Here is a 19,306-nt window from a genome sequence, read left to right as displayed (position 1 = left end):
ACCAGACCCCGACAGATTCGCTGATGCCGCTTAGGACAGCTCGTCTTTGTTCTTCTTGGGGCCGCCAAGAACGAGCGAGAGAATGGCAACGCCGGCAGTCACCGAGTTCACCGCTGGCCACGCACCGATTTTCTTGGCCAGCGGATGCGAAGCGCCGAAGCCTCCGAGATAGGCGCTGATCAAGGCAATGGCTTTAGCGGTTCCAGCATCTTTCTTCCAAAGCAGGAAGGCGCCGGCACCTGCAGCACCGAGCACAACGGCAGCCAGCGGGCGCTTCTTGGTGGCACGACCGGTAGCGTAACCGCCCACTAAACCGGTGGTGGCCAAGGCGGTTGAAACGATGCGAGACATGAGACTCCTCCAGATATACGGCACAGTGTTCCGCTTTGCAGACTATGCCCGTCACCTGTGATGTTTCCCAGAAAGTCGGGAAATGCACTCGCCGGTCACTTTGTGGCCGATGGGGCTTGCAAGAATGAGTAATACCGAACGCCGATGAGGAGCAGGAATGAATCTAGATATTGCCCAGGCCTGGGAGCGGCTCTCGCAGCCGGTGAACGTGGCCCTGAACCAGTGGCAGTGGCTGATCGTTGCGTTCTTGATCCTGCTATTGGTGGTCCCTCGTCCGGTCTGGCGGATCACCGGCTTGTACTCCACGCTGATTCATGAGCTCGGCCATATCATCGCGGCCTTATTCACGGGCAGATACGTGGCTGGCTTGCGGCTGGGCTGGGATCATTCCGGAGAAGTGCGGAGCATTGGACGGGGCAAGATTTCTGTCATCATCTCCGGGATTTTCGGGTACCCCGCACCGATATGGGTTTCAGCTTTGATGCTGTGGGGCATATCCACGGGCTATTCCGGGCGGGCGCTCGGCATCTACGCGTTGCTGTTCCTGTTGGCGCTGATCTTTGTCCGAAATTGGCCGGCCTTTATTGTGTGCACTATTAGTGCACTCGTGGCATTGGCAGTGGTCTTCTTTGCGCCGGTCGAAGCGTACCTGTACCTGGCTTTGCTTATCGCCGGGTTCTTGCTGCTGGCTGGCCTAAAAGACTTCGTCAAGCTTCTTTCGGTACATGTTTGGAGACGCCACGATATCGCCCAGTCCGATGCGTACCTGATCGCCGAGGCTACCCGGACCTTCGCCTCATTGTGGGTTGTGGTGATTCTTGTTCTGGGTTCCGGCGGCCTGTGGTGGGCACTGCAGAGCTTGTCGGGACTATTCTGAGCCCCTGCGCAGATCGCGTTTGGTTTTCATGCGGCTAGCGGTCCAGGCCGCCACGGCAACCAGCCCCATGGGGAGCAACTTCGTCTTGCGCTTAAGCTTCGTGGATGGATCCCTCTCCATATCTTGCAGCGGGTCGCCACCGTGCTTGATACGGATTTCCTGGGCCTGGACGAGATCCTTGTATGTTGCCAATTCCTGCTTGGCTACCAAAGTGTCATCACGCAGTGGAAGAAGTACGTCATCTATGGCAGGCATGCCCGTGCGAAGCTGGCGGAGGCGGATGAATTCGATATCTACCAAGGCTCCGAGGAGCAAAGCGATGTTGCTGATCCAGCAAGCAAGAATCAAGATGATCACGCCGCCAATGGTTCCGTAGGTGGCGGAGTAGCTGGCGAACTGCGAAACATAAATACTGAAACCGAATACCGACAGTCCCAGGATCACCAGAGCTGTCAGTGTGCCGGGCGAGAACCAGCGGAATTTCGTTGGCTTGACGTTGGGGGTGAAGTAGTAAAGCAAGGCTAGAACCAGGAGCAGCATAATGAGCATCAATGGCGGCTTGGCGATATTCAGCACGAGCACAAAGCTGTCGCCCATGCCAATAATATTGCCGATTCCGCGGGCGACGGAGCCAGAAGCGAGCAGCAGCACCAGGGTCACGACGGCAACCAGCATGATCAGCACGGTAATCAGGAACATCTGAGGACGGCGTTTCCACTGGGGGCGGCCTTCCGGTGCCCCATACAGCCGGTTCAACGCGCGGCTGAATGCCGTGACATATCCAGATGTACTCCACAGCGCGCCGAGTGAACCGGCCAGGATTGCCCAGAACGTTCCGCTAGCTTGGGATGCCAAGCCAGCGAGCAACTGTTCGGCCGTGTCGAGCAATTGCTGGGAGTCGCTACTTGCAGATTGTCCGTTCGGGGCGAGGCTCTGCTCTAGCAGCTCCATAATCCATTTGGTGCCGCTTTCGCTGGCACCGGCCAAAGACAGGAGCGAGATCAATGCCAGTAATCCGGGGAACATGGCAAGAACCATGAAATAGGACAGGGAAGCTGCAACGTCTAGTCCATCGTTGCGAAAGAATTCCCGCAGGGCCCGGGGGTAGCAGGTCAAGGATTCCATGAATCGGTCTTTGCTTGTGCTGCCTCGTACTGGCATTGAGTTCCCCTGTCTGACTGATGAAATCAAACCTACAGCGCTGGCTTCTTGAAACAAATTACCTCAGGGCAATTCAGCTGTCCTGTCGCTTGAACGTCGCGGTGCGTCCATCGCCCGGGCGGCCTTGCAGGTGGTAGCGAGGAAAAGGCCGTCTGCCGGAGAAAAATTGCCCCTTCGGATTGCCCGACGCCTTGGGTTTAGGACGCAGCTATTCCAGCTTTGGCGAAGGCGGAATGCAACCTTGAAGGGAGCTGGGCACGGCCCAGAAATGTATTGCAAGCTATATCACAGCGAGCTGGATAATCTCCACTTTTGGAAAGTAACATTTTCGTTGCTTGATATGGGGATCATGGTGATTTTCCGACCCGATTCAAAATTTTTTTCTGGCCAATTGACCTGTATTTACGGGGTTTCTGACCGTTTCCTGAGTTGCGAGGGTGGTGGGTTGGTGCGTTATGGTCATTCATAACGTTTCGATAACACTCGCAGTGTTATGGGGAAACAGGTACTGCCGGGACTTCCAAACCACTCACCAGGGCAGTATTTAATCAAAGTCGAAATGCGACGCTGAGTGGTGCACGAGGATGGTCTAGGAAGACCTGAGCGCGGGAAGAGCAACTGGAGAATCATGATCCAGCAGAAGACCAAGAACTTGATCCGCCGCGGTGGAGCCTCGCTGGCCGCCGTTGCAGTTGCCGGCACCGCAATCGTTGCAGCTTCCGCACCAGCTAATGCCGCAGGCACCTGGGACAAGCTGGCTCAGTGCGAGTCCGGTGGCAACTGGTCCATCAACACCGGCAATGGCTACTACGGTGGCCTGCAGTTCTCGCTGTCCACTTGGAAGGCGTTTGGCGGTTCGGGCATGCCTCACCAGGCTTCGAAGGCCGAGCAGATTCGCGTTGCAACCAAGGTCCAGGCATCCCAGGGTTGGGGCGCATGGCCAGCATGTACCGCAAAGCTGGGCATTAGCGGTTCCCCTTCGGGTTCCGCGACTCCGCAGAAGCAGGCTCCTCAGCAGCAGGCAGCACCAAAGCAGCAGGCCGCTCCTAAGCAGCAGGCCGCTCCTAAGCAGCAGGCCGCTCCTAAGCAGCAGGCAGCTCCGGTCCAGAAGCAGGCTCCTAAGCAGCAAGCAGCTCCAAAGCACGCAGCTCCAGCTCCAAAGGCACCAGTGTTCAACATTGACGTGACCGATTCGGGCAAGGACTACACCGTCAAGTCCGGCGACACCTTGGCTAAGGTTGCCGACCAGCTTGGCGTCAAGGACTGGCGTGGCCTGTTCGTCTTGAATGACGACCAGCTGAGCAACCCAGACCTGATCATGGTCGGGCAGACCCTGAACGTTCCAGCCAACTAATTCCGCAGAGCTTCAGATAACCCGCGTCGTGTATTTTTACGCGACGCGGGTTTTCCGTTTACCGACTGCCTGGATCGAAGTGGTGATTTTCCGCGTATAGGCTGAGGTTCATGCTGCATTCCGAAGATGAGCGCGTGGCCGAGGGCCATATCCTGGGTTCGGGGTTTACCGCACACCGATTGCTCGAGACGGCAGGTGATTGCCCTGTTACTGGGCCCGCGGTTTGGTGGGCTGGTCCTTTGAACGCGGAGAAGCTCGCAGCTCGATCCGTTGGCTTGGTATGTTCCGCCCTTAATGATCTTGCCGCTGCCTCACCATGGCTCGCCACGGCGACGCCGGATATCGCAGCTGCCTTCGCGTCCTCTGCCCACTTGCGCATCGCGGGGCAGAAACCACAAGGTTTTGCTCGATATTCGGGATTCTACCGAACGGCCGACGGCTGGATCAGAACCCACGCGAATTACCCTCACCATGAACGCTCGCTCCACTCTGCATTGGGAACATCTTCGGGGATTGACATCGCCGACGCAGTGGCAAGCCTTTGTGCCCACGATGCCCAAGAACGCATTATTGCCGCTGGTGGAATAGCCGCGCAGGTGCGATCCCGTCAACAGTGGCTCAGCTCGGCAGAGGGCCAAGCGGCCGGCAGCGGGCACTGGGCTCAATTCCGCATGCGCCCAACAGGTTCGGCTCCGGTCTGGAAATTTGACCCGCGTGCAGCAATGCCCCTTCGAGGGTTGAAGGTTCTGGACCTCACACGGGTCATCGCTGGCCCCACCGCAACCAGGGCGTTGGCAGCACTTGGTGCCCAGGTCTTGCGCGTGGACGGACCGCTGCTCCCCGAATTGCCTTGGCAATATGTTGATACCGGATTCGGCAAGCGCAGCACGCTGCTGGATTTGAAAAACGCAGCAGGGCAGGCGCGGATCCACGAACTGCTGCAGGATGCTGATGCCGTCCTCTTGGGCTATCGCCCCGGGGCTTTGGCCAAGGCAGGGCTTGGCGGGGATGAATTAGCCCAGCGGTACCCGCAGCTCGTTGTTGCTGAATTAGGTGCGTGGGGCTTCGAAGGACCCTGGGCCCAACGGCGCGGGTTCGACAGTATCGTGCAAGCTGCCACCGGCATCTCGGAGGCTTACCGTGGTAACGGGCAATCACCGGGCGCATTGCCGGTGCAGGCTTTGGACCACGCCACTGGCTACGGGCTCGCTGCTGCCGTCATCGCTTTGGTTCGGGCGCGCAGTGTCCAAGGGCGTACCGGGTCGGTGCGATTCTCCTTGGCTCGGACCGCTCATGCGCTGTTCGCCTTCGACGCCCCGCAACGCCCCGCTCAATTCGACGGTGGCGTGCGGCTGAAGCGGGTGGAAAGTACTTTCGGCACCCTTGAGTATGTCCCGCCGCCCTTCAGCATGGCAGGCCAGGGGCTGGACTACCCTGGTCCGCCTGCTCCGTATGGAGAAGATGAACCAGTCTGGAACTAGGAAGCCAGAAGCGAGCGTGCGAAGAGCAAGGCCGATTCCTGGAATGCGGTGGACAGTGCCAAGAAACGTTCCCTGCTCTCATCGCCAGGCCAGTGGGCGGGCAGCATGAACTCCGGCAAGCCGGGGTCAAGGTAGGGCAGAGCACGCCATGAATCGACCATCGTGACATACCCCCGATAAGCACTGGGCGGAGCAATGTCGCTGGAATCCAGGGAAGCGGTGCTCTCCAGGAACGCTCGATGCAACGTGCCCAGGCGCTCAAGATCCCACCACTGCCCGGCAGCCTGCTGCGGTGTTCCGGGGAAGTATGGTTGCTGGGCGGTAAAAAGCGTCGCGTGTTCCCTGGCTCCCAGGGCATTGAGCACCGCCGATACTTCCTCTCGCAGGTACTCGGGGAAAATCCATAATCCGGAGCCGAGCGTGCCGCCGCCAAGCTGCACGAAATGCTTGCGTACCTGGTGGCGCAGGGAGCGCAAGGTCTCCGGCAGTGAGTAGGCCACCAGGCACCAGGGATCGCTGCCTGACATTTGGCGCGGGGTGAATATTCTTCTGGTGCCACGTTCGAACATCTGTTGCGCCGCGCTCGAAACGCGCAAGGTGGAAGATTGCGCTGCTTCCAGCACTTCCCGGTCAATCAGTCGGGAGATGGCGGTTTGCGCCGCAGGGACCGAAACTCCGGCAGCATGTGCCAGTTCCACTATTCTGGTGCGCGCCACCGGAGTTTTCTCATGCCGTATATAAAGGCCGGTAATCGTGCGGATAATCGAGGTGGCGCTTCCGCATCTCGCCTCGAAATCATCGAGGCTCAGAGCCGTGAGGGAGGTGCTACTTGCCAATTTCGGTACGCACCGCGAACAGCTCTGGGAAAAAGGTCAGGTCCAGGGCGCGTTTGAGGAAGTCAACGCCCGAGGAGCCACCGGTGCCGCGCTTGAATCCGATGGTGCGCTGGACAACGCGCATGTGGCGGAAGCGCCATGCCTGGAAGTTGTCCTCGACGTCTACCAGGTCCTCGCAGGCTTGGTAGAAGCCCCAGCGGGTGTCCTCGGACTCGTAGATATCCTTGAATATTGGCACCAGTGCCTCCTGGAATGCCCAAGGCTTGGTGACGTCCCGTGCAAGCACTTCTTCGGGAATGTCGTAACCGTGGCGGGACAAGGCCGCCAGGAACACATCGTAGAGACCTGGCTCGTGAAGCAGTTTGGACAGTAGCTCGTGGGCCTTTGGATCTGCCTCGTGGACCTTGAGCATGCCTTCATGCTTGTTGCCCAGAATGAACTCCACGGCGCGGTACTGGAAGGACTGGAAACCGGAGGAGGAGCCGAGGAAGTCGCGGAACTGTGCATATTCGCGCGGCGTCAAGGTCGCCAGGACCGACCACTGCTCGGTCAGGGTCTTCTGGATGTGCTTTACACGGGCAAGGCATTTCAGGGCCTTGCCGAAGTCATCGAGGCCCAGCAGGCGGCGTGCTTCGAGGAGTTCATGGAGCATGAGCTTGAGCCACAGTTCGCTGGTCTGGTGCTGGATGATGAAGAGCATTTCATCGTGGTGCTCGGGAACGCTGACCGGATGCTGCGCTGACAGGATGCGTTCCAGATCAAGGTAGCCGCCGTAGGACATCGTGTTTTTGAAGTCAGTGCGGACGCCATCTTCAATCGCGCGCTGATTCTCGGTCTGTGGCTTCGGAGTGCTCATATGCAGATATTATCAATAAGATTGCGACCGTCACAATAGTGAAAAACCGAATTGAGCCGACGAGGCGAAAAGATCTGCCGATGCCGGGAATACGTCCGGCGCCCCCGCTGTTGATACATGCATACGCATATAAATAGTGAAAGGCAAGAACAGTGAGCAAGTCAGTAGTCGTCATCAGCGGTGGGCTGGGAACCCCATCGAGCTCCTCGCTGCTGGGCCAGCAAATCGGAGAGAATATTGCCGCGCAGCTAGCTGCCGCCGGCGTGCAAGCCGACGTGAGCAATATCGAACTGCGTGAGCATGCTGGTGAAATCACTAATAATATGCTGACCGGTTTCGCCGCCCCGGGCCTGCAAAAAGTTATCGACGCAGTGGTGAATGCCGACGTGCTCGTTGCCGTCACCCCGGTCTTCACGGCCTCGGTCTCAGGCCTCTTCAAGTCCTTCCTCGATATCCTGGACCCTAAATCGCTCAACGGCAAACCGGTCGTGCTCGCTGCCACCGCGGGAACCCAGCGGCACCAGCTCGCGGTTGACTACGCCATGCGTCCGATCTTCTCCTACCTCAGGGCGCACATCATGCCGACAACGGTTTTCGCGGCTTCGGAAGACTTCGGGGGACAGGGGTTGACCGGCACGCTGGCAGATCGCGCTCGCCGGGTTGCGCGAGAAGTCGTCCTGGCGCTGTCCCTGAACGAAGGGGAATTCTCTGCTGATGCGGATTTGGGGGATACCCGTTCCATCGCTCCCTCGGTCAGCGAATTCGCCGACCCCGATGATGAACTCTCCTCACTGCCCTTCGAAGCGATGCTGGCAAACCTCAAATCCGGATCCTGAGACGGTCGTTCCGCCAGGTTGGGCCCACGGCCATGTACCCGCACCGGGGCGCATGGCGGTGGGCCAAATCTTTTGCGAAAAGGAGCCCGAAAGGCCACGAAAAGTCGAGCAGAATGTTAGTACGATGTGCCTTCAATCTCGAACCTCGGTACGATCAAGAACCGTGAGCTAAGTCATCTCCTCGAGATGGCGGCAGCCCCAAGAGGTTTGAACAGTAGTGAAAGGTGTAGCCGTCGATGCTATCCGAGGAAACAATCACGGCCATTGCCGATGAGCTGGTCCAGGCCGGCGAGACACGGACTCCCGTGCCGCGTCTGACCGCACGCTATCCAGAAATGACGGTAGAAGATTCCTACCGGGTCCAGAACCTGTGGCGCCAGCGCTCCGAAGCCGCTGGCCGCGTGCTGGTCGGCCGCAAGATCGGGCTGACCTCCCGCGCCATGCAGATGGCTACCGGAATCACCGAGCCTGACTACGGAATCATCTTCGATGACATGGTCTACGACTCCGGCGCGAAGCTGAAGTGGGAAGACTTCACCGGTGCCCGCGTAGAGATGGAGCTGGCCTTCAAGCTCAAGAAGGACATCGAAGGCCCGAGGGCGAACATTTTCGATGTGCTCGAAGCTACCGAATACGTCATCCCCGCTTTGGAAATCCTCGATGCCCGCGTGGAGATGGAAGGCCGCACCATTGTGGATACCATCAGCGACAACGCCGCCATGGGTGCCATGGTGATCGGCGGCAACCCGGTCAAGCCGGAGAACATCGATTTGCGTTGGGTCTCCGGGATCTTGTTCAAGAACCAGACCGTCGAAGAAACCGGTGTCGCAGCCGGTGTGCTGAACCACCCTGCCGCTGGCGTGTACTGGCTCGCCAACAAGATTGCCCCGCACGGCGACAAGCTCAAGGCCGGGGAAATCATCCTGGCCGGATCCTTCACCCGCCCGATGTGGGTCAATGCAGGGGATACCGTCTTTGCCGATTACGGACCGCTAGGAACTGTGACATGTCATTTCGAGTAGAAGCGGATCCGTCGCTGAAGGATGCGCTCAAGGACGCCGACCACTCGTTGGCAGGCATCTGGGTCTGTTCAGCTTCCCCGCTGATCGCTGAAATCTGCGCAGGTGCAGGGTTCGATTGGTTGTTCATCGATGGCGAGCATTCGCCCAACGACCTGCAGAACATTTTGGCCCAGCTGCAGGCCGTGCGCAGCTACCCGGTCGTTCCAGTGGTCCGCCCTGCGGTCAACGATCCGGTGGTGATCAAGCAGTTCCTGGACCTGGGCGTGCAGTCGCTGATCATCCCGATGGTCAATGATGCCCAGCAAGCCGCCGCTGCCGTCGCCTCCTGCCAGTACCCGCCCAAGGGCGTACGCGGTGTCGGTTCCGCCCTGGCCCGCTCGGCTCGCTGGAACCGCATCCCCGAGTACCTGACCCGCGCTGATGAGACCATCACCATCATGGTTCAAATCGAAGCGGATGAAGCGGTGCGGAACGTCGAGGAAATCGTTGCCACCGAAGGTGTTGACGGGATTTTCATCGGTCCATCGGACCTGGCCGCCTCCATGGGCGTCATCGGCCAGCAGGGCCACCCGGACGTGGTCGCTGCGGTGATCAAGTCCATCAATGCCGCCAAGGCCGCAGGCAAGTATGCCGGGGTCAACGCCTTCGACCAGAAGAGCGCCCGCGAATACATGGCCGCCGGCGCGGATTACGTAGGCGTGGGTGCCGACGTGGCACTGCTGGCGCGTGCCACCGAAGCACTGGCTGCAAGCTTCAATTCCGAGGCCCAAAGCGCTGCTCCGGACAGCTATTAGCCCAGTGTTCTAGGCAACCCTTCAGGTCATCATTGCGCGTCGATCGAGGCCGGTCGGCGCCAATGATGGCAACATTGAAGATGATGAGCCGCGAAAAGAAACCCATGAAGGCAGTGATGTTGCGCCTGCGCAACGGCTGGCCAATGCCCCTGGCGTTGCAGGGGGTCTTCGAGATACTGCAATCCGTGGTCTTTTGCCTTGCCCTGATCACCCTGCCGCTGGTCGCCGTCTATTTCAGCGGAGGCTTCCTCGAAGACTCGTTTGAGGCCATCTTGCAGTTCGGCGGCCTCATTTGGCTGCTTATCCACGGCGTGCCGGTGGAGATCCTGAATCTCGGCCCCGAAGCTGACCCCAGTTCAGTGACCGGATGGGTCACGCTGATCCCGTTGGGGCTATCGCTGTTGCCGTTCTTGTTCTGCTTGCGTGCAGGACGGCGCATCGCTCGCGCTTCCTACACCGACCAGCTCTGGCAAGGGCTGCTCGGCGCCTTCGTGGCCTACGGGGCCATCAGTACCGGTATCGGGTTCCTCGCCAATAACGCGCATGCGCGGGTCAATATCATCGCGGCGACCTTCATTCCGCTGATCATCGCGCTCGTGGGCCTGATCATTGGCGCGCGGCGCGAAGCAGGCTCCTGGGCTCGCCTTTTCGGTGTCGATACGGCCGCCTATATCCAGCGGATCTCACCGCATCGCCGCTGGGCCGGATCCTACGTATGGCATGTGATCGTGGCCGGGTTCCTCGGCTATGTCGCTGCCGTGGGAATCTCCGGATTGCTGCTGGCCATCAACCTGGGCGTGCACTGGACCGACGTCGCCAACGTGTCGCAGGAGCTGCGCCCCGGCCCGATCGGCTCGGCCGCGCTGACCACGGTGCAGTTGTCCTTCATCCCGAACGCAGTGTTCTGGGTCTTGTCCTGGATCAGCGGTGGCGGTTTCAGCATCGGTACCGGCAGCACCCTGTCCACCTTGGAAACCACGGTGGGTCCGCTGCCGTCGATTCCGATGCTGGTTTCCCTTCCTTCAGGAGAGATGGCCCATCAATGGCTGTTCCTGCTGATTCCCGTGGCCGCGGGCATCGTGGCCGGCTGGTACTTCTTGCGCGTTGGCGAGAACCACCTCGAAGACTGGTTTGCCCGTCGCATTCCGTTCAATGCCCTGTCGCTGGCGGCATCGACCGCGTCCTTGGCGGTCTTCACCGGCATTGTCTGCGGGCTGCTGAGCCTGATCGGTTCCTGGCTGTCATCCGGCTCCCTGGCCATTGGGCGACTGGTAGAGATCGGCCCGAACATGTGGGCGACCGCAGGTGCCCTGGCACTGCAAATCGGCGTGGGCACCGCGATCGGCTACCTGATTGCCCCGCTGTTCGAGACCGACCCGGTACTCGAAGGCTAGAGGCTTGCCGCTGTTGGCCTAGGTCAGGCTGGCCAGGACCAGCGGATCGCCATCGGGGCGGTTGATGGTGATCGTCCCCAGCACACTGGCAGTCGACTCCTCCATCACCAGCAGCACCGAATCATTCTCGGCAACTACCTGGATATCCTCGGCTTCAAGTTCGGGATGCTTGGCGCGAAGCTCGGAGATGGAGTTCTCCACCGTCACGTCGCTGATGCCAGCCGGCATCAGGTAAGTGACGGTCTTGAAGCTGTTTTCACCGCCATCGACCTTGAGCGGAATACCGTTCTGGACCACATAATCCATCGTCGGGCAGGTGGTCCCGGCGATCTCGTAATCGCCATCTTCTTCCACAGGCTTGGGAACGGCGATCATGCACAGCTGGCCTTCGCTGCCTACGGCAACGTAGTGCCTGCCGAAGTCCGAGGTGGCCAGCAGGTGGCGGGTTTCCGCGTCGTAGGACTCGGTATCCTCAAAGCCTTCGGGAAGCTTGTCATCATCATCCTGCGTTTGCACCAGCAGCGGCATGTATTCTTCAGCCGATGGGACTGGAGCAGCGGATTCACCGGTCTCCGGAATCCCGGCAGAACACGCGGTCAAGGACAGCAGCCCGGTGAAAGCCAGTGCAGAAATTTTCCCGAAATATGCCTTGGGCATGACTGCCTGGCTCCTTATGTAGAACTGTTTTCGCGCGTACGCCAAGAAGTCTAGCCAAAGGGCAGTGCACCTGCCATTTGGCCCCTTCGTTTGTGTCGGGCGCGCCTAGCTGGTCTGCGGAGCCAGATCCCACAGATGATGCATGACGTCATGCCAGGCATACTGATTCAGCGTTTCAATGGTGAACGCGGCACCGTTCGAGCGCAGGCCGCGGCGGGAATACTGCGCCGGGTCGATGCTCGACAGCTTCGCGGCGTAGCGGGCGGCGCTTTCTCGCAACAGCTCGGCGACCTGCCCTGCAGGCAGCGAATTGTAGTTTCCCTCATCGGCGGCCCGGTCCTGGTCCCAGTTGGGGAACGTCGGGTCATCGTGCTCAAGCATCAGGTCCAGGCGCCCGGTCATCACCTGCAGCATTTCGGCGACGTGGGCCACGTACTCCTGGTCGCTCCAGCGGGCAGGGTTCGTGCGGGTCTGCGCATCGGGGCGCGCGAGCACCTCGATGTAGCGGTCCACGCACACCGGAAGCTGGGTCATGGCATCGCCGGGCGAGATGCCGCGCACATCGACGGCGCACTGCGCGCATACCGTCTCCAGGACAACGGTCCAGTCCTTGCCGTCGGGAACTATCTGGCTCATCAGCATCTCCACTTCGAATGGAACTCTCAAGGCCAGTTTAGGGCCGGCGCGCGACAACGGTGCCGGGAAAAGGCTTGCGGATCGAAACGCCATGCAACATTGCGTCCGGGATGAAGCGCCGGCCCCGGCGAACCGTAGAATTGAATTCATGCGCATTGTGGTTTTGGTTTCAGGTACCGGTTCTAATCTCCAGGCAGTCATCGATGCAGTGGCCGACGGCCAGCTGGACAATGTCGAGATTGCGGCCGTGGGAGCGGATAAGCACGGCACCTACGGCGTGCAGCGTTCGGATGAAGCCGGAATCGAAACGTTCGTCGTGAACTTCAAGGACTACGCGGATCGCGGCGAATGGAACCATGCGCTCACCGGAAAGTGCTTGTCCTACGCCCCGGACTATGTTGTCTCCTCCGGTTTCATGCGCATCGTCGGCGAGGAATTCATCAATGCCTTCGACGGCACCTACATCAACACCCACCCTGCGCTGTTGCCGTCCTTCCCCGGCGCCCACGGCGTGCGCGATGCGCTGGCCTACGGCGTGAAGGTCACCGGCTGCACCGTGCACATTGCCGATGCCGGGGTTGATACCGGTCCGATCCTGCGCCAGGAAGCCGTGCCGATTGAAGAGCACGACACCGAGGAATCGCTGCATGAGCGCATCAAGCTCGTCGAGCGCCGCCTGCTCATTGCCACGCTCGCCGATCTCGCCAAGGGAAAATAGGGCGCTGCCCACCGCGTAAAATTGGTGGGGAGATGACTGAACCTACGCCGCTGCCTTTGCAGGCACCAGAAACCGAACTGTTTACCGAAGCAGAACTATCCGCCGCTTTGAAGGTCCTGTCGGTGGTGCACCAGCTGGATCCCGAGGATGAACGGCACATTGCCGTGCGCAGGGCCACCAGCAACATGTTCAAGGCGGCCAAGCGCTACCGCAAGTCCCAAAAGCGTGCCGAGATCAGTGCCGCGGACAGGGCAGTGATCGAGCGCACCGCCACCGGCTCGCCGCAACGGCTGGATGACGAAACCCTCGGCCTGGACCTGAGCAGTTCAACCGGAAGCGCAAGCGCCGGGGAATTCCGCAAGCCGCGTGGCTGCTACATCTGCAAGCAGCGCTACACCACCGTGGATGCCTTCCACCATTATCTTTGCCCTGACTGCGCCGCACAGGGACGCGAACGCAGAGACGCGCGCGCGGACCTGAGCGGCAAGCGCGCCTTGCTGACCGGCGGGCGAGCCAAAATCGGCATGCACATCGCGCTGCGGCTGCTGCGCGATGGAGCCCACACCACCATCACCACGCGTTTTCCCAAGGACGCCGCACGGCGCTTCGCGGCACTGGAGGACAGTGCCGAATGGATGCACCGGCTGCGCATTGCCGGCATCGACTTGCGCGACCCGGCACAGGTCATCTCCCTGGCCGACCGCGTCGCTGCCGAAGGACCGCTCGATATCCTGATCAACAACGCCGCCCAGACCGTGCGGCGCACGGCCAACTCCTACCAGCATCTGGTCGAATCCGAGCAGCAGCCCCTGACCGCGCAGTTGCTGCCTGGCAACGGGGGACCGGAGCTGTGGGGCGAAGCGAACCCGCCCTCCGAGCATCCCAAGGCCCTGGCCAGTGCCTTCCGCCTGGAAGAATCAGCCCTGCTGGCCCCGGCGGCATCGGAAAGCTACGATGCGCAGCAGCTGGCCGATCTGGCCATGAGGGCCGGCTCCGCATCGCTGGAACGAATCGCAGCGGGAACCGCAATCGATGCCGGGGGCTTGATCCCGGACGTGGTGACGGATAATTCCTGGACGCAGATCCTGGGTGATGTTGATGCCCTGGAAATGCTCGAAGTGCAGTTGTGCAATGTCACCGCCCCGTTCCTGCTCGCTTCGCGGCTGCGCCCGGCCTTGGCCGCCAGCGGGGCCCGGCGCAAGTACATCGTGAACGTCTCGGCGATGGAAGGCCAGTTCTCCCGCCGCTACAAGGGGGCCGGGCACCCGCACACCAATATGGCCAAGGCCTCGCTGAACATGCTCACCCGCACCAGCGCGGAAGAGATGCTGAAGACCGACCGGATCCTCATGAGCGCGGTGGACACCGGGTGGATCACCGATGAGCGCCCGCATGATGCGAAGGTCCGGAAAGTTGCCGACGGATGGCACGCCCCCTTGGACCTGATTGATGGCGCGGCCCGGGTGTACCAGCCGATCGTTGACGGGGAACGCGGCATTGACCTGTATGGCTGCTTCCTCAAGGACTATGAGCCATCGCCCTGGTAGGGGTCGGCGGAATCCTCCCCGGCTAGGACGCCAAGCCCGGTGATACCAACGGCCAGGGCGTAGGCGGGGTCTGGTATGCGGTTGCTCCGGACGGGAGACTGATCCAGTGATTCCAGCAAGCCAGGACCGTGGATTGCAGCGGGGCTGGACCTTCGCACGCCATGGCGTGCGAAGGTCCAGCCCCGGAACCCGCGGTTACCTGGCCAGGGCGAAGCGCAGGGTGCGCACTTCGAAAGCGCCCAGCTTCAGCGGCACAGCACCATCGGAAAGCTCGATGGCCTGCCCCGCCAGCTCATCTTCCAGCAGGCTCGCGGTGGCTGCAGACAAGGCCTGCGCGTTGACCAACAGGCTGCCGCTGGCACGGCGCCCCAGGGATTCATAGACCCGCACCACCAAATCGCCGGAGTGGTCCGCAGCCAGCTTCACGCTGGAAATCACCAGGCCTTCACCGGTGACCGATACCAGCGGGTCCACGCCGTGGGCGCCATGGACGACTCGCTCTGCGCTGTTGAGCAAGGCGCCGGCTTCTGTTGCCATGGCCACGTCCGCGCCGATGACCAAACCGTAGCGGTGGGCCTGCAGGCCTTGGTCGGTTTCAGGATCCGGGAAGCGCGGGGCTCGCAGCAATGACAGGCGCATGGTTGTCGTGACGGCCGCGTCCTTGGCATCGCGGGTGACATCGAATCCGTAGATGGAATCATTGACCAGTGCCGCGCCGAAGCCGGGTTCCTCGGCCAGCACGAAGCGGTGCATGGAAGTTTCGAACTTCGCCGCTTCCCAGCTGGTATTCACGTGGGTGGCGCGCTTGTGGTAGCCGAACTGGGTTTCGGCAATTGCATGCTCGGCACGGATATCCAGCGGGAAGGCGACCTTGAGGAATTTCTCTGCCTCATGCCAATCGGTACTCTGCGAGATCTGCACGGTCCGCGAGCCTGGCGCCAGCGATAGTTCCTGGACCAGCGTGGATTTGGAGAAGCTGCGGGCAATCGTGATGACCTGGCTGCCGTCCTCGCGCGATGACAGCTCCAGGCTATCGAGCTCGCGCAGGTCGGTGACCTGGTTGCGGTAGTACTTGTCCACGTCCCAGGCATCCCACATGTTCGGGAAGTCCTGGTGCAATTGCAGCAGGTTCGCTTCCTGGCCCTCGGCAATAGTTTCACGGCCGGTAGCCAGATCCACCGCGGAGGCAATCAGGCCCTGGGCATTGACCGCCACCCGGATGACCGAGTTATCCAGGATGTAGCCGCCATCGGCTGCCGTTGCCCGGACCGCGGAAACAGGAACGGCTTCCACTTCCCTGGCCTGGCCGAAGGCCAGGTTATTGCGCGCGAACGCCGCACCGTTGAATGCAATAGGGGTGGAGCCCTCGCCAGCCAGCTGCTGCTGGGCGGCGCGGATCAGCGCCTCGGCCTGCTCGATGACCTGGGCGTAGCGTGCCACCACTTCGCGGTGCACCCAGGCGATGGAGGTGCCGGGCAGGATGTCATGGAACTGGTGGAGCAGCACGGTTTCCCACAGTTCGTCGAGCTGCTCGTACGGGTACTCGGCCCCGGTGCGGATGGCTGCGGTAGCCGCCCACAGTTCGGCCTCGACCAGCAGCTGCTCGGTGCGGCGGTTGCCCGACTTGGTCTGGTGCTGGCTGGTCAGCGTGGCGCGGTGCAGCTCCAGGTAGAGCTCTCCCACCCATACCGGAGGGTTGGGCAGCTCGGCCTTGGCCCGGTCGAAGAAGTCGTTCGGGTGTTCCCACCGGACTTTGGCACTGCCTTCCAGGTTGGCCAGGCGCTTGGCTTTGCCGGTCATTTCCCGGGTGGTGCCGCCGCCGCCATCGCCCCAGCCGACCGGTGCGATGGAGTTGTTGGCAAGCCGGGCTTCGCGGAACTGGCGCGAGGCCTTGGCGACTTCCTCCCCGGAGAGCTGCGAGTTGTAGGTGTCCATCGACGGGAAGTGGCTGAATACGCGCGAGCCGTCGATGCCTTCCCAATCGAAGGTGTGGTGCGGGAATTTGTTCTGCTGGTTCCAGGAGATCTTCTGGGTGAAGAACCATTCGAAGCCGGCCCGGCGCATCAGCTGGGGCAGGGCAGGGGAGTATCCGAAGGAATCGGGCAGCCAGACGCCCTTTGAAGCGATGCCGAATTCGTCGCGGAAGAACTTCTGGCCGTAGAGGAACTGGCGGACCAGCGATTCACCCGAGGGCATCACGGTATCGGACTCGACCCACATGCCGCCCAGCGGCAGGAAGCGCCCGTCGGCAATGGCCTTCTTCACCCGATCCCAGACCTCGGGGCGATGGGTCTTGAGCCACTTGTACTGCTGGGCGCTGGACATGCCGTAGAGGAATTCTTCCTCGTCGCCCAGCAGCTCCACCATCGAGGAGCAGGTGCGGGAGACCTTGCGGATGGTTTCGCGCAGCGGCCACAGCCAGGCCGAGTCGATATGCGAGTGGCCAATCGCGGAAATCTGGTGCGCACTGTGCTCGGCTGGGGCGGCCAGGACCGCTGCCAGCTCCTTGCGGGCGGCCTGCGCGGTCTCGGTAATCCGCTGCAGGTCGAGCACGTCCAACGCGTTGTCCATGGCCTGCAGCACCTGCATCTTGCGCGGGCCGGCCGGCAGCTGCTCTTGCAGATCCAGCAGCACCTCCAGATCCAGCGATAACTCGTGTACTACGGATTCAAAGACCGCCAGGTCCATGCGGCGGGTGGTGTACAGCCGGCGCGAAGACGAGGTAAGGATATCGCCCTGCTCGGTGGGAAGGAACGGGTGGTAGTCCAGCAGCACCGGGTTGGATGCCGCTTCCAGGTACAAGTCGATGACCTCATTGCCTTCGGCCTGACCGGCAATGGGCACCCACTGGTTGCGCGGGTTGATCGCCTTGATGGTGATGCCATCGGGCCGGTAAACCAGGCCCTCGCACTGGAAGCCGGTCATGTTGACGTCAAATCCCAGATCAATCACGGCTTCCACCCGGCGTCCGGCCCAATGCGCCGGAACCTGGCCCTGCAAATGGAACCATGTGGTGCCCCAAGCCGCGCCCCACGGGGTACCAACCTCTGTGGGCTGGTAGTCCAGTGCAAGGCCCTGCGCAGGAGCTATCGGCTCTCCTGGCAATTCGTGCCAGGAGAGGGTCAATGGCATGGTTTCCGAATATATCGCTGGAAGGATACGTTCGGTCAGAACGCGGCGGACGCGTCCGGTGGTCAGGGAAATGTCGTCGTGCATGAGGGCCTTCCGTTTGTGCGCTCAGCATAAAATGAGCTCCCCTGCCAGACTACCGAAAAAATAGATGCTGAGTTGGTGCAACTCGCGATCCCCGGTGGAGCGGGGTACTCAGGGGATGCCGTCCTCGCCACCCGTCACGTCCTCGGTGAGAACATCGCGAACGAAGTCGCCACCGAGCGGTTCTGGATTCCACCGTTCCAAGGCCCACGTTCCGCCGATGCCCAATTCCAGCAAGGAGCCACCGGTATTCTCGATATGCAGCTCTGCGGCATCGGCAGGCGCCATCTTCGTAGCCCATGCGCTGAAGACGCGAATGGCGGCACCATGGCTGAATACCGCGACCGTGCCGGAGTAGTCCTGTGCCCGGGCGATGGTTTCCAGGGCCTTGGAATATCTTTCAATGAAGTCGTAGCCGTTCGGCCCGCCGGGCATCTTCTGCTCCCAGTCGCCATGCATCCACGAATGCAGGCACATGCCGTAGGCATAGCGTGAGGCCTCGTCGGCCTGCATCTCCAAGGTCCCGGCTGAAATCTCCTCGAGGCCGTCAATGACCTGCAGCTTCTGTCCGGTGGATTCGCTCAATGGCTGGGCCGTCAGCTGCGTGCGGTTCAGCGTCGAGGCGTAGATGGCCTGCAGCTGCCCGCCACTGAATGCCTGCGGCAGGGCACGAGCCTGGCAATGCCCCAGCGGAGTGAGGCTGGCACCCGGGTAAGCGGTATCAAGCTGCCCGGCAACATTCGATGGGGTTTGTCCGTGCCTGATGAGCTGAAAACGCATATCCGAGGATTCCTTGGCCTTGAGGTTCTAGATCCTAGGGATAGCACGGTTTCTGGAAATGCGGAATGGCTGGGCGCGGGCGCGGGGAGCAAACTTTTCGTTCTGGAAAGTTGATTTCCGCTTCGTCAGAGCACTGCCTGTCCGCTATCGTGAAATCGTCAGGTGGCAAGTCGTGCGCCAGAATTTCCTTCAGATCGGATTCCACTCATGCGTTCAGATGCTCTTCGGCGACGTGAGAACATCCTTCGAGCAGCTCGTGAATTATTTGCAGAACACGGCGCCCAGATTGCGATGGAAACTATTGCAGAGGCCAGCGGAGTGGGCATCGGCACACTGTATCGAAACTTCGCTGACCGGAATGCGCTGGTTGAAGAAGTCACCCTCGGCACGCTTGGGGATATCCGAATCGCTTCCCAATCAGCGGTTCAGCGGCTTGAAGACGGTGACACGGACGCTTGGGAAGTTCTGCTTGGCACGCTGGTCCAGCAGAATCTCGGGGCACTGAGCGAAGCGCTCGGGCTGCAATTGCCACGGAAGATCAGCCCCCGCATTCTGGAGGTCCAGGCAGAGGCCGGCCAGTCCCTGCACTCCGCCTTGGACTTGGCCAAGAACGCGAATTTGGTCCGCAAAGACGTAACGGAGATAGAACTGATTGCCACCATCGGGGCCATGACCCGTCCACTGCCGCGGGCCTTCAGCAAGAGCCAGCCTGGTTTGGAGGACCGCATCGTGCAGATCATGCGCGATGGCTTGCGCCCGCAAACTACGCAGGACTAGCAAATGCCAGCACCAG

General features: G+C 61.0%; 18 protein-coding genes and 1 pseudogene. 11 read left to right on the top strand and 8 right to left on the bottom strand.

Going from position 1 to position 19,306, the window contains the following annotated elements:
* Positions 1–30: 30 nt before the first annotated feature.
* A complete protein-coding gene (locus ACIOU9_RS08790) occupies positions 31–351 on the bottom strand; it encodes a hypothetical protein (protein ID WP_105661629.1) in 321 nt (106 codons plus the stop codon).
* 157 nt (positions 352–508) lie between these two features.
* Here ACIOU9_RS08790 and ACIOU9_RS08785 point away from each other — a divergent pair, with 157 nt between their 5' ends.
* On the top strand, positions 509–1,228 hold the full coding sequence (locus tag ACIOU9_RS08785) for a M50 family metallopeptidase (protein WP_105657350.1): 720 nt from the start codon (positions 509–511) through the stop codon (positions 1,226–1,228).
* Here ACIOU9_RS08785 and ACIOU9_RS08780 read toward each other — a convergent pair.
* Positions 1,220–2,353, bottom strand: coding sequence for a YihY/virulence factor BrkB family protein (locus ACIOU9_RS08780; protein WP_402696619.1), 1,134 nt, complete (start codon positions 2,351–2,353; stop codon positions 1,220–1,222). The genes ACIOU9_RS08785 and ACIOU9_RS08780 overlap by 9 nt on opposite strands.
* Before the next feature lie 664 nt (positions 2,354–3,017).
* Here ACIOU9_RS08780 and ACIOU9_RS08775 point away from each other — a divergent pair.
* Both ACIOU9_RS08775 and ACIOU9_RS08770 read left to right on the top strand, forming a co-directional pair.
* Positions 3,018–3,743 carry a transglycosylase family protein gene (locus tag ACIOU9_RS08775; protein WP_105657352.1) on the top strand — a complete coding sequence of 242 codons (726 nt, stop codon included), beginning with the start codon at positions 3,018–3,020 and terminating at the stop codon, positions 3,741–3,743.
* Positions 3,744–4,339: 596 nt separating this feature from the next.
* Positions 4,340–5,224, top strand: a complete 885-nt coding sequence (locus ACIOU9_RS08770) for a CoA transferase (RefSeq protein ID WP_400343606.1) — start codon at positions 4,340–4,342, stop codon at positions 5,222–5,224.
* On the opposite strand, the gene ACIOU9_RS08765 is transcribed toward ACIOU9_RS08770, so the two are convergent.
* Positions 5,221–5,940, bottom strand: a complete 720-nt coding sequence (locus tag ACIOU9_RS08765) for a PaaX family transcriptional regulator C-terminal domain-containing protein (RefSeq protein ID WP_400343605.1) — start codon at positions 5,938–5,940, stop codon at positions 5,221–5,223. The genes ACIOU9_RS08770 and ACIOU9_RS08765 overlap by 4 nt on opposite strands.
* A gap of 109 nt (positions 5,941–6,049) precedes the next feature.
* Positions 6,050–6,916, bottom strand: a complete 867-nt coding sequence (gene kynA / locus ACIOU9_RS08760) for a tryptophan 2,3-dioxygenase (RefSeq protein WP_400343604.1) — start codon at positions 6,914–6,916, stop codon at positions 6,050–6,052.
* A gap of 152 nt (positions 6,917–7,068) precedes the next feature.
* Here kynA and ACIOU9_RS08755 point away from each other — a divergent pair, with 152 nt between their 5' ends.
* The 4 genes from ACIOU9_RS08755 (at position 7,069) to ACIOU9_RS08740 (ending at position 10,962) form a co-directional block, all read left to right on the top strand.
* Positions 7,069–7,752 carry a CE1759 family FMN reductase gene (locus tag ACIOU9_RS08755; RefSeq protein ID WP_402696618.1) on the top strand — a complete coding sequence of 228 codons (684 nt, stop codon included), beginning with the start codon at positions 7,069–7,071 and terminating at the stop codon, positions 7,750–7,752.
* Positions 7,753–7,988: 236 nt separating this feature from the next.
* Entirely contained in the window at positions 7,989–8,774 is a 786-nt protein-coding gene (gene hpaH, locus ACIOU9_RS08750) for a 2-oxo-hept-4-ene-1,7-dioate hydratase (RefSeq protein WP_105657357.1), read from the top strand.
* Positions 8,759–9,568, top strand: a complete 810-nt coding sequence (locus ACIOU9_RS08745) for an aldolase/citrate lyase family protein (protein WP_402696616.1) — start codon at positions 8,759–8,761, stop codon at positions 9,566–9,568. Before hpaH ends, ACIOU9_RS08745 begins: the two co-directional genes overlap by 16 nt.
* Before the next feature lie 83 nt (positions 9,569–9,651).
* Positions 9,652–10,962, top strand: a complete 1,311-nt coding sequence (locus ACIOU9_RS08740; protein ID WP_402696615.1) for a DUF6350 family protein — start codon at positions 9,652–9,654, stop codon at positions 10,960–10,962.
* An 18-nt stretch (positions 10,963–10,980) separates the two neighbouring features.
* Here ACIOU9_RS08740 and ACIOU9_RS08735 read toward each other — a convergent pair whose 3' ends face one another.
* Positions 10,981–11,619: a hypothetical protein gene (locus ACIOU9_RS08735; RefSeq protein ID WP_402696613.1), complete on the bottom strand. Its 639-nt coding sequence runs from the start codon at positions 11,617–11,619 to the stop codon at positions 10,981–10,983.
* A gap of 105 nt (positions 11,620–11,724) precedes the next feature.
* Entirely contained in the window at positions 11,725–12,255 is a 531-nt protein-coding gene (locus tag ACIOU9_RS08730) for a DinB family protein (protein ID WP_181149021.1), read from the bottom strand.
* Positions 12,256–12,403: 148 nt separating this feature from the next.
* Here ACIOU9_RS08730 and purN point away from each other — a divergent pair, with 148 nt between their 5' ends.
* The 3 genes and pseudogenes from purN to ACIOU9_RS08715 all read left to right on the top strand — a co-directional run.
* Positions 12,404–12,973 (top strand): phosphoribosylglycinamide formyltransferase, encoded by a 570-nt coding sequence (purN, locus tag ACIOU9_RS08725; RefSeq protein ID WP_105661636.1) that lies wholly within the window; start codon positions 12,404–12,406, stop codon positions 12,971–12,973.
* Between the two features lie 32 nt (positions 12,974–13,005).
* Positions 13,006–14,520: an SDR family NAD(P)-dependent oxidoreductase gene (locus tag ACIOU9_RS08720; RefSeq protein ID WP_402696611.1), complete on the top strand. Its 1,515-nt coding sequence runs from the start codon at positions 13,006–13,008 to the stop codon at positions 14,518–14,520.
* A 29-nt stretch (positions 14,521–14,549) separates the two neighbouring features.
* Positions 14,550–14,630: pseudogene (locus ACIOU9_RS08715) on the top strand (hypothetical protein); the annotation flags it as partial.
* A gap of 85 nt (positions 14,631–14,715) precedes the next feature.
* On the opposite strand, the gene ACIOU9_RS08710 reads toward ACIOU9_RS08715, so the two are convergent.
* Both ACIOU9_RS08710 and ACIOU9_RS08705 read right to left on the bottom strand, forming a co-directional pair.
* On the bottom strand, positions 14,716–17,736 hold the full coding sequence (locus ACIOU9_RS08710; RefSeq protein ID WP_402696609.1) for an alpha-mannosidase: 3,021 nt from the start codon (positions 17,734–17,736) through the stop codon (positions 14,716–14,718).
* A 108-nt stretch (positions 17,737–17,844) separates the two neighbouring features.
* Positions 17,845–18,513 (bottom strand): histidine phosphatase family protein, encoded by a 669-nt coding sequence (locus ACIOU9_RS08705; RefSeq protein ID WP_402696607.1) that lies wholly within the window; start codon positions 18,511–18,513, stop codon positions 17,845–17,847.
* Between the two features lie 207 nt (positions 18,514–18,720).
* On the opposite strand from ACIOU9_RS08705, the gene ACIOU9_RS08700 reads away from it, so the two are divergent.
* Complete coding sequence (locus ACIOU9_RS08700) at positions 18,721–19,290, top strand: TetR/AcrR family transcriptional regulator (protein ID WP_133833191.1); 570 nt, start codon at positions 18,721–18,723, stop codon at positions 19,288–19,290.
* Positions 19,291–19,306 lie beyond the last annotated feature (16 nt).

The sequence above is a fragment of the Glutamicibacter sp. NPDC087583 genome, assembly GCF_044743685.1.
GTDB lineage: Bacteria > Actinomycetota > Actinomycetes > Actinomycetales > Micrococcaceae > Glutamicibacter.
This window is presented reverse-complemented; position numbering and strand designations above follow the sequence as displayed.

Coding starts and splice junctions, on each gene's coding strand:
- ACIOU9_RS08790 (WP_105661629.1), bottom strand. CDS start 351: ATGTCTCGCATCGTTTCAACCGCCTTGGCCACCACCGGTTTAGTGGGC.
- ACIOU9_RS08785 (WP_105657350.1), top strand. CDS start 509: ATGAATCTAGATATTGCCCAGGCCTGGGAGCGGCTCTCGCAGCCGGTG.
- ACIOU9_RS08780 (WP_402696619.1), bottom strand. CDS start 2,353: ATGGAATCCTTGACCTGCTACCCCCGGGCCCTGCGGGAATTCTTTCGC.
- ACIOU9_RS08775 (WP_105657352.1), top strand. CDS start 3,018: ATGATCCAGCAGAAGACCAAGAACTTGATCCGCCGCGGTGGAGCCTCG.
- kynA (WP_400343604.1), bottom strand. CDS start 6,916: ATGAGCACTCCGAAGCCACAGACCGAGAATCAGCGCGCGATTGAAGAT.
- hpaH (WP_105657357.1), top strand. CDS start 7,989: ATGCTATCCGAGGAAACAATCACGGCCATTGCCGATGAGCTGGTCCAG.
- ACIOU9_RS08745 (WP_402696616.1), top strand. CDS start 8,759: ATGTCATTTCGAGTAGAAGCGGATCCGTCGCTGAAGGATGCGCTCAAG.
- ACIOU9_RS08740 (WP_402696615.1), top strand. CDS start 9,652: ATGAGCCGCGAAAAGAAACCCATGAAGGCAGTGATGTTGCGCCTGCGC.
- ACIOU9_RS08735 (WP_402696613.1), bottom strand. CDS start 11,619: ATGCCCAAGGCATATTTCGGGAAAATTTCTGCACTGGCTTTCACCGGG.
- ACIOU9_RS08730 (WP_181149021.1), bottom strand. CDS start 12,255: ATGAGCCAGATAGTTCCCGACGGCAAGGACTGGACCGTTGTCCTGGAG.
- purN (WP_105661636.1), top strand. CDS start 12,404: ATGCGCATTGTGGTTTTGGTTTCAGGTACCGGTTCTAATCTCCAGGCA.
- ACIOU9_RS08720 (WP_402696611.1), top strand. CDS start 13,006: ATGACTGAACCTACGCCGCTGCCTTTGCAGGCACCAGAAACCGAACTG.
- ACIOU9_RS08710 (WP_402696609.1), bottom strand. CDS start 17,736: ATGCACGACGACATTTCCCTGACCACCGGACGCGTCCGCCGCGTTCTG.
- ACIOU9_RS08705 (WP_402696607.1), bottom strand. CDS start 18,513: ATGCGTTTTCAGCTCATCAGGCACGGACAAACCCCATCGAATGTTGCC.
- ACIOU9_RS08700 (WP_133833191.1), top strand. CDS start 18,721: ATGCGTTCAGATGCTCTTCGGCGACGTGAGAACATCCTTCGAGCAGCT.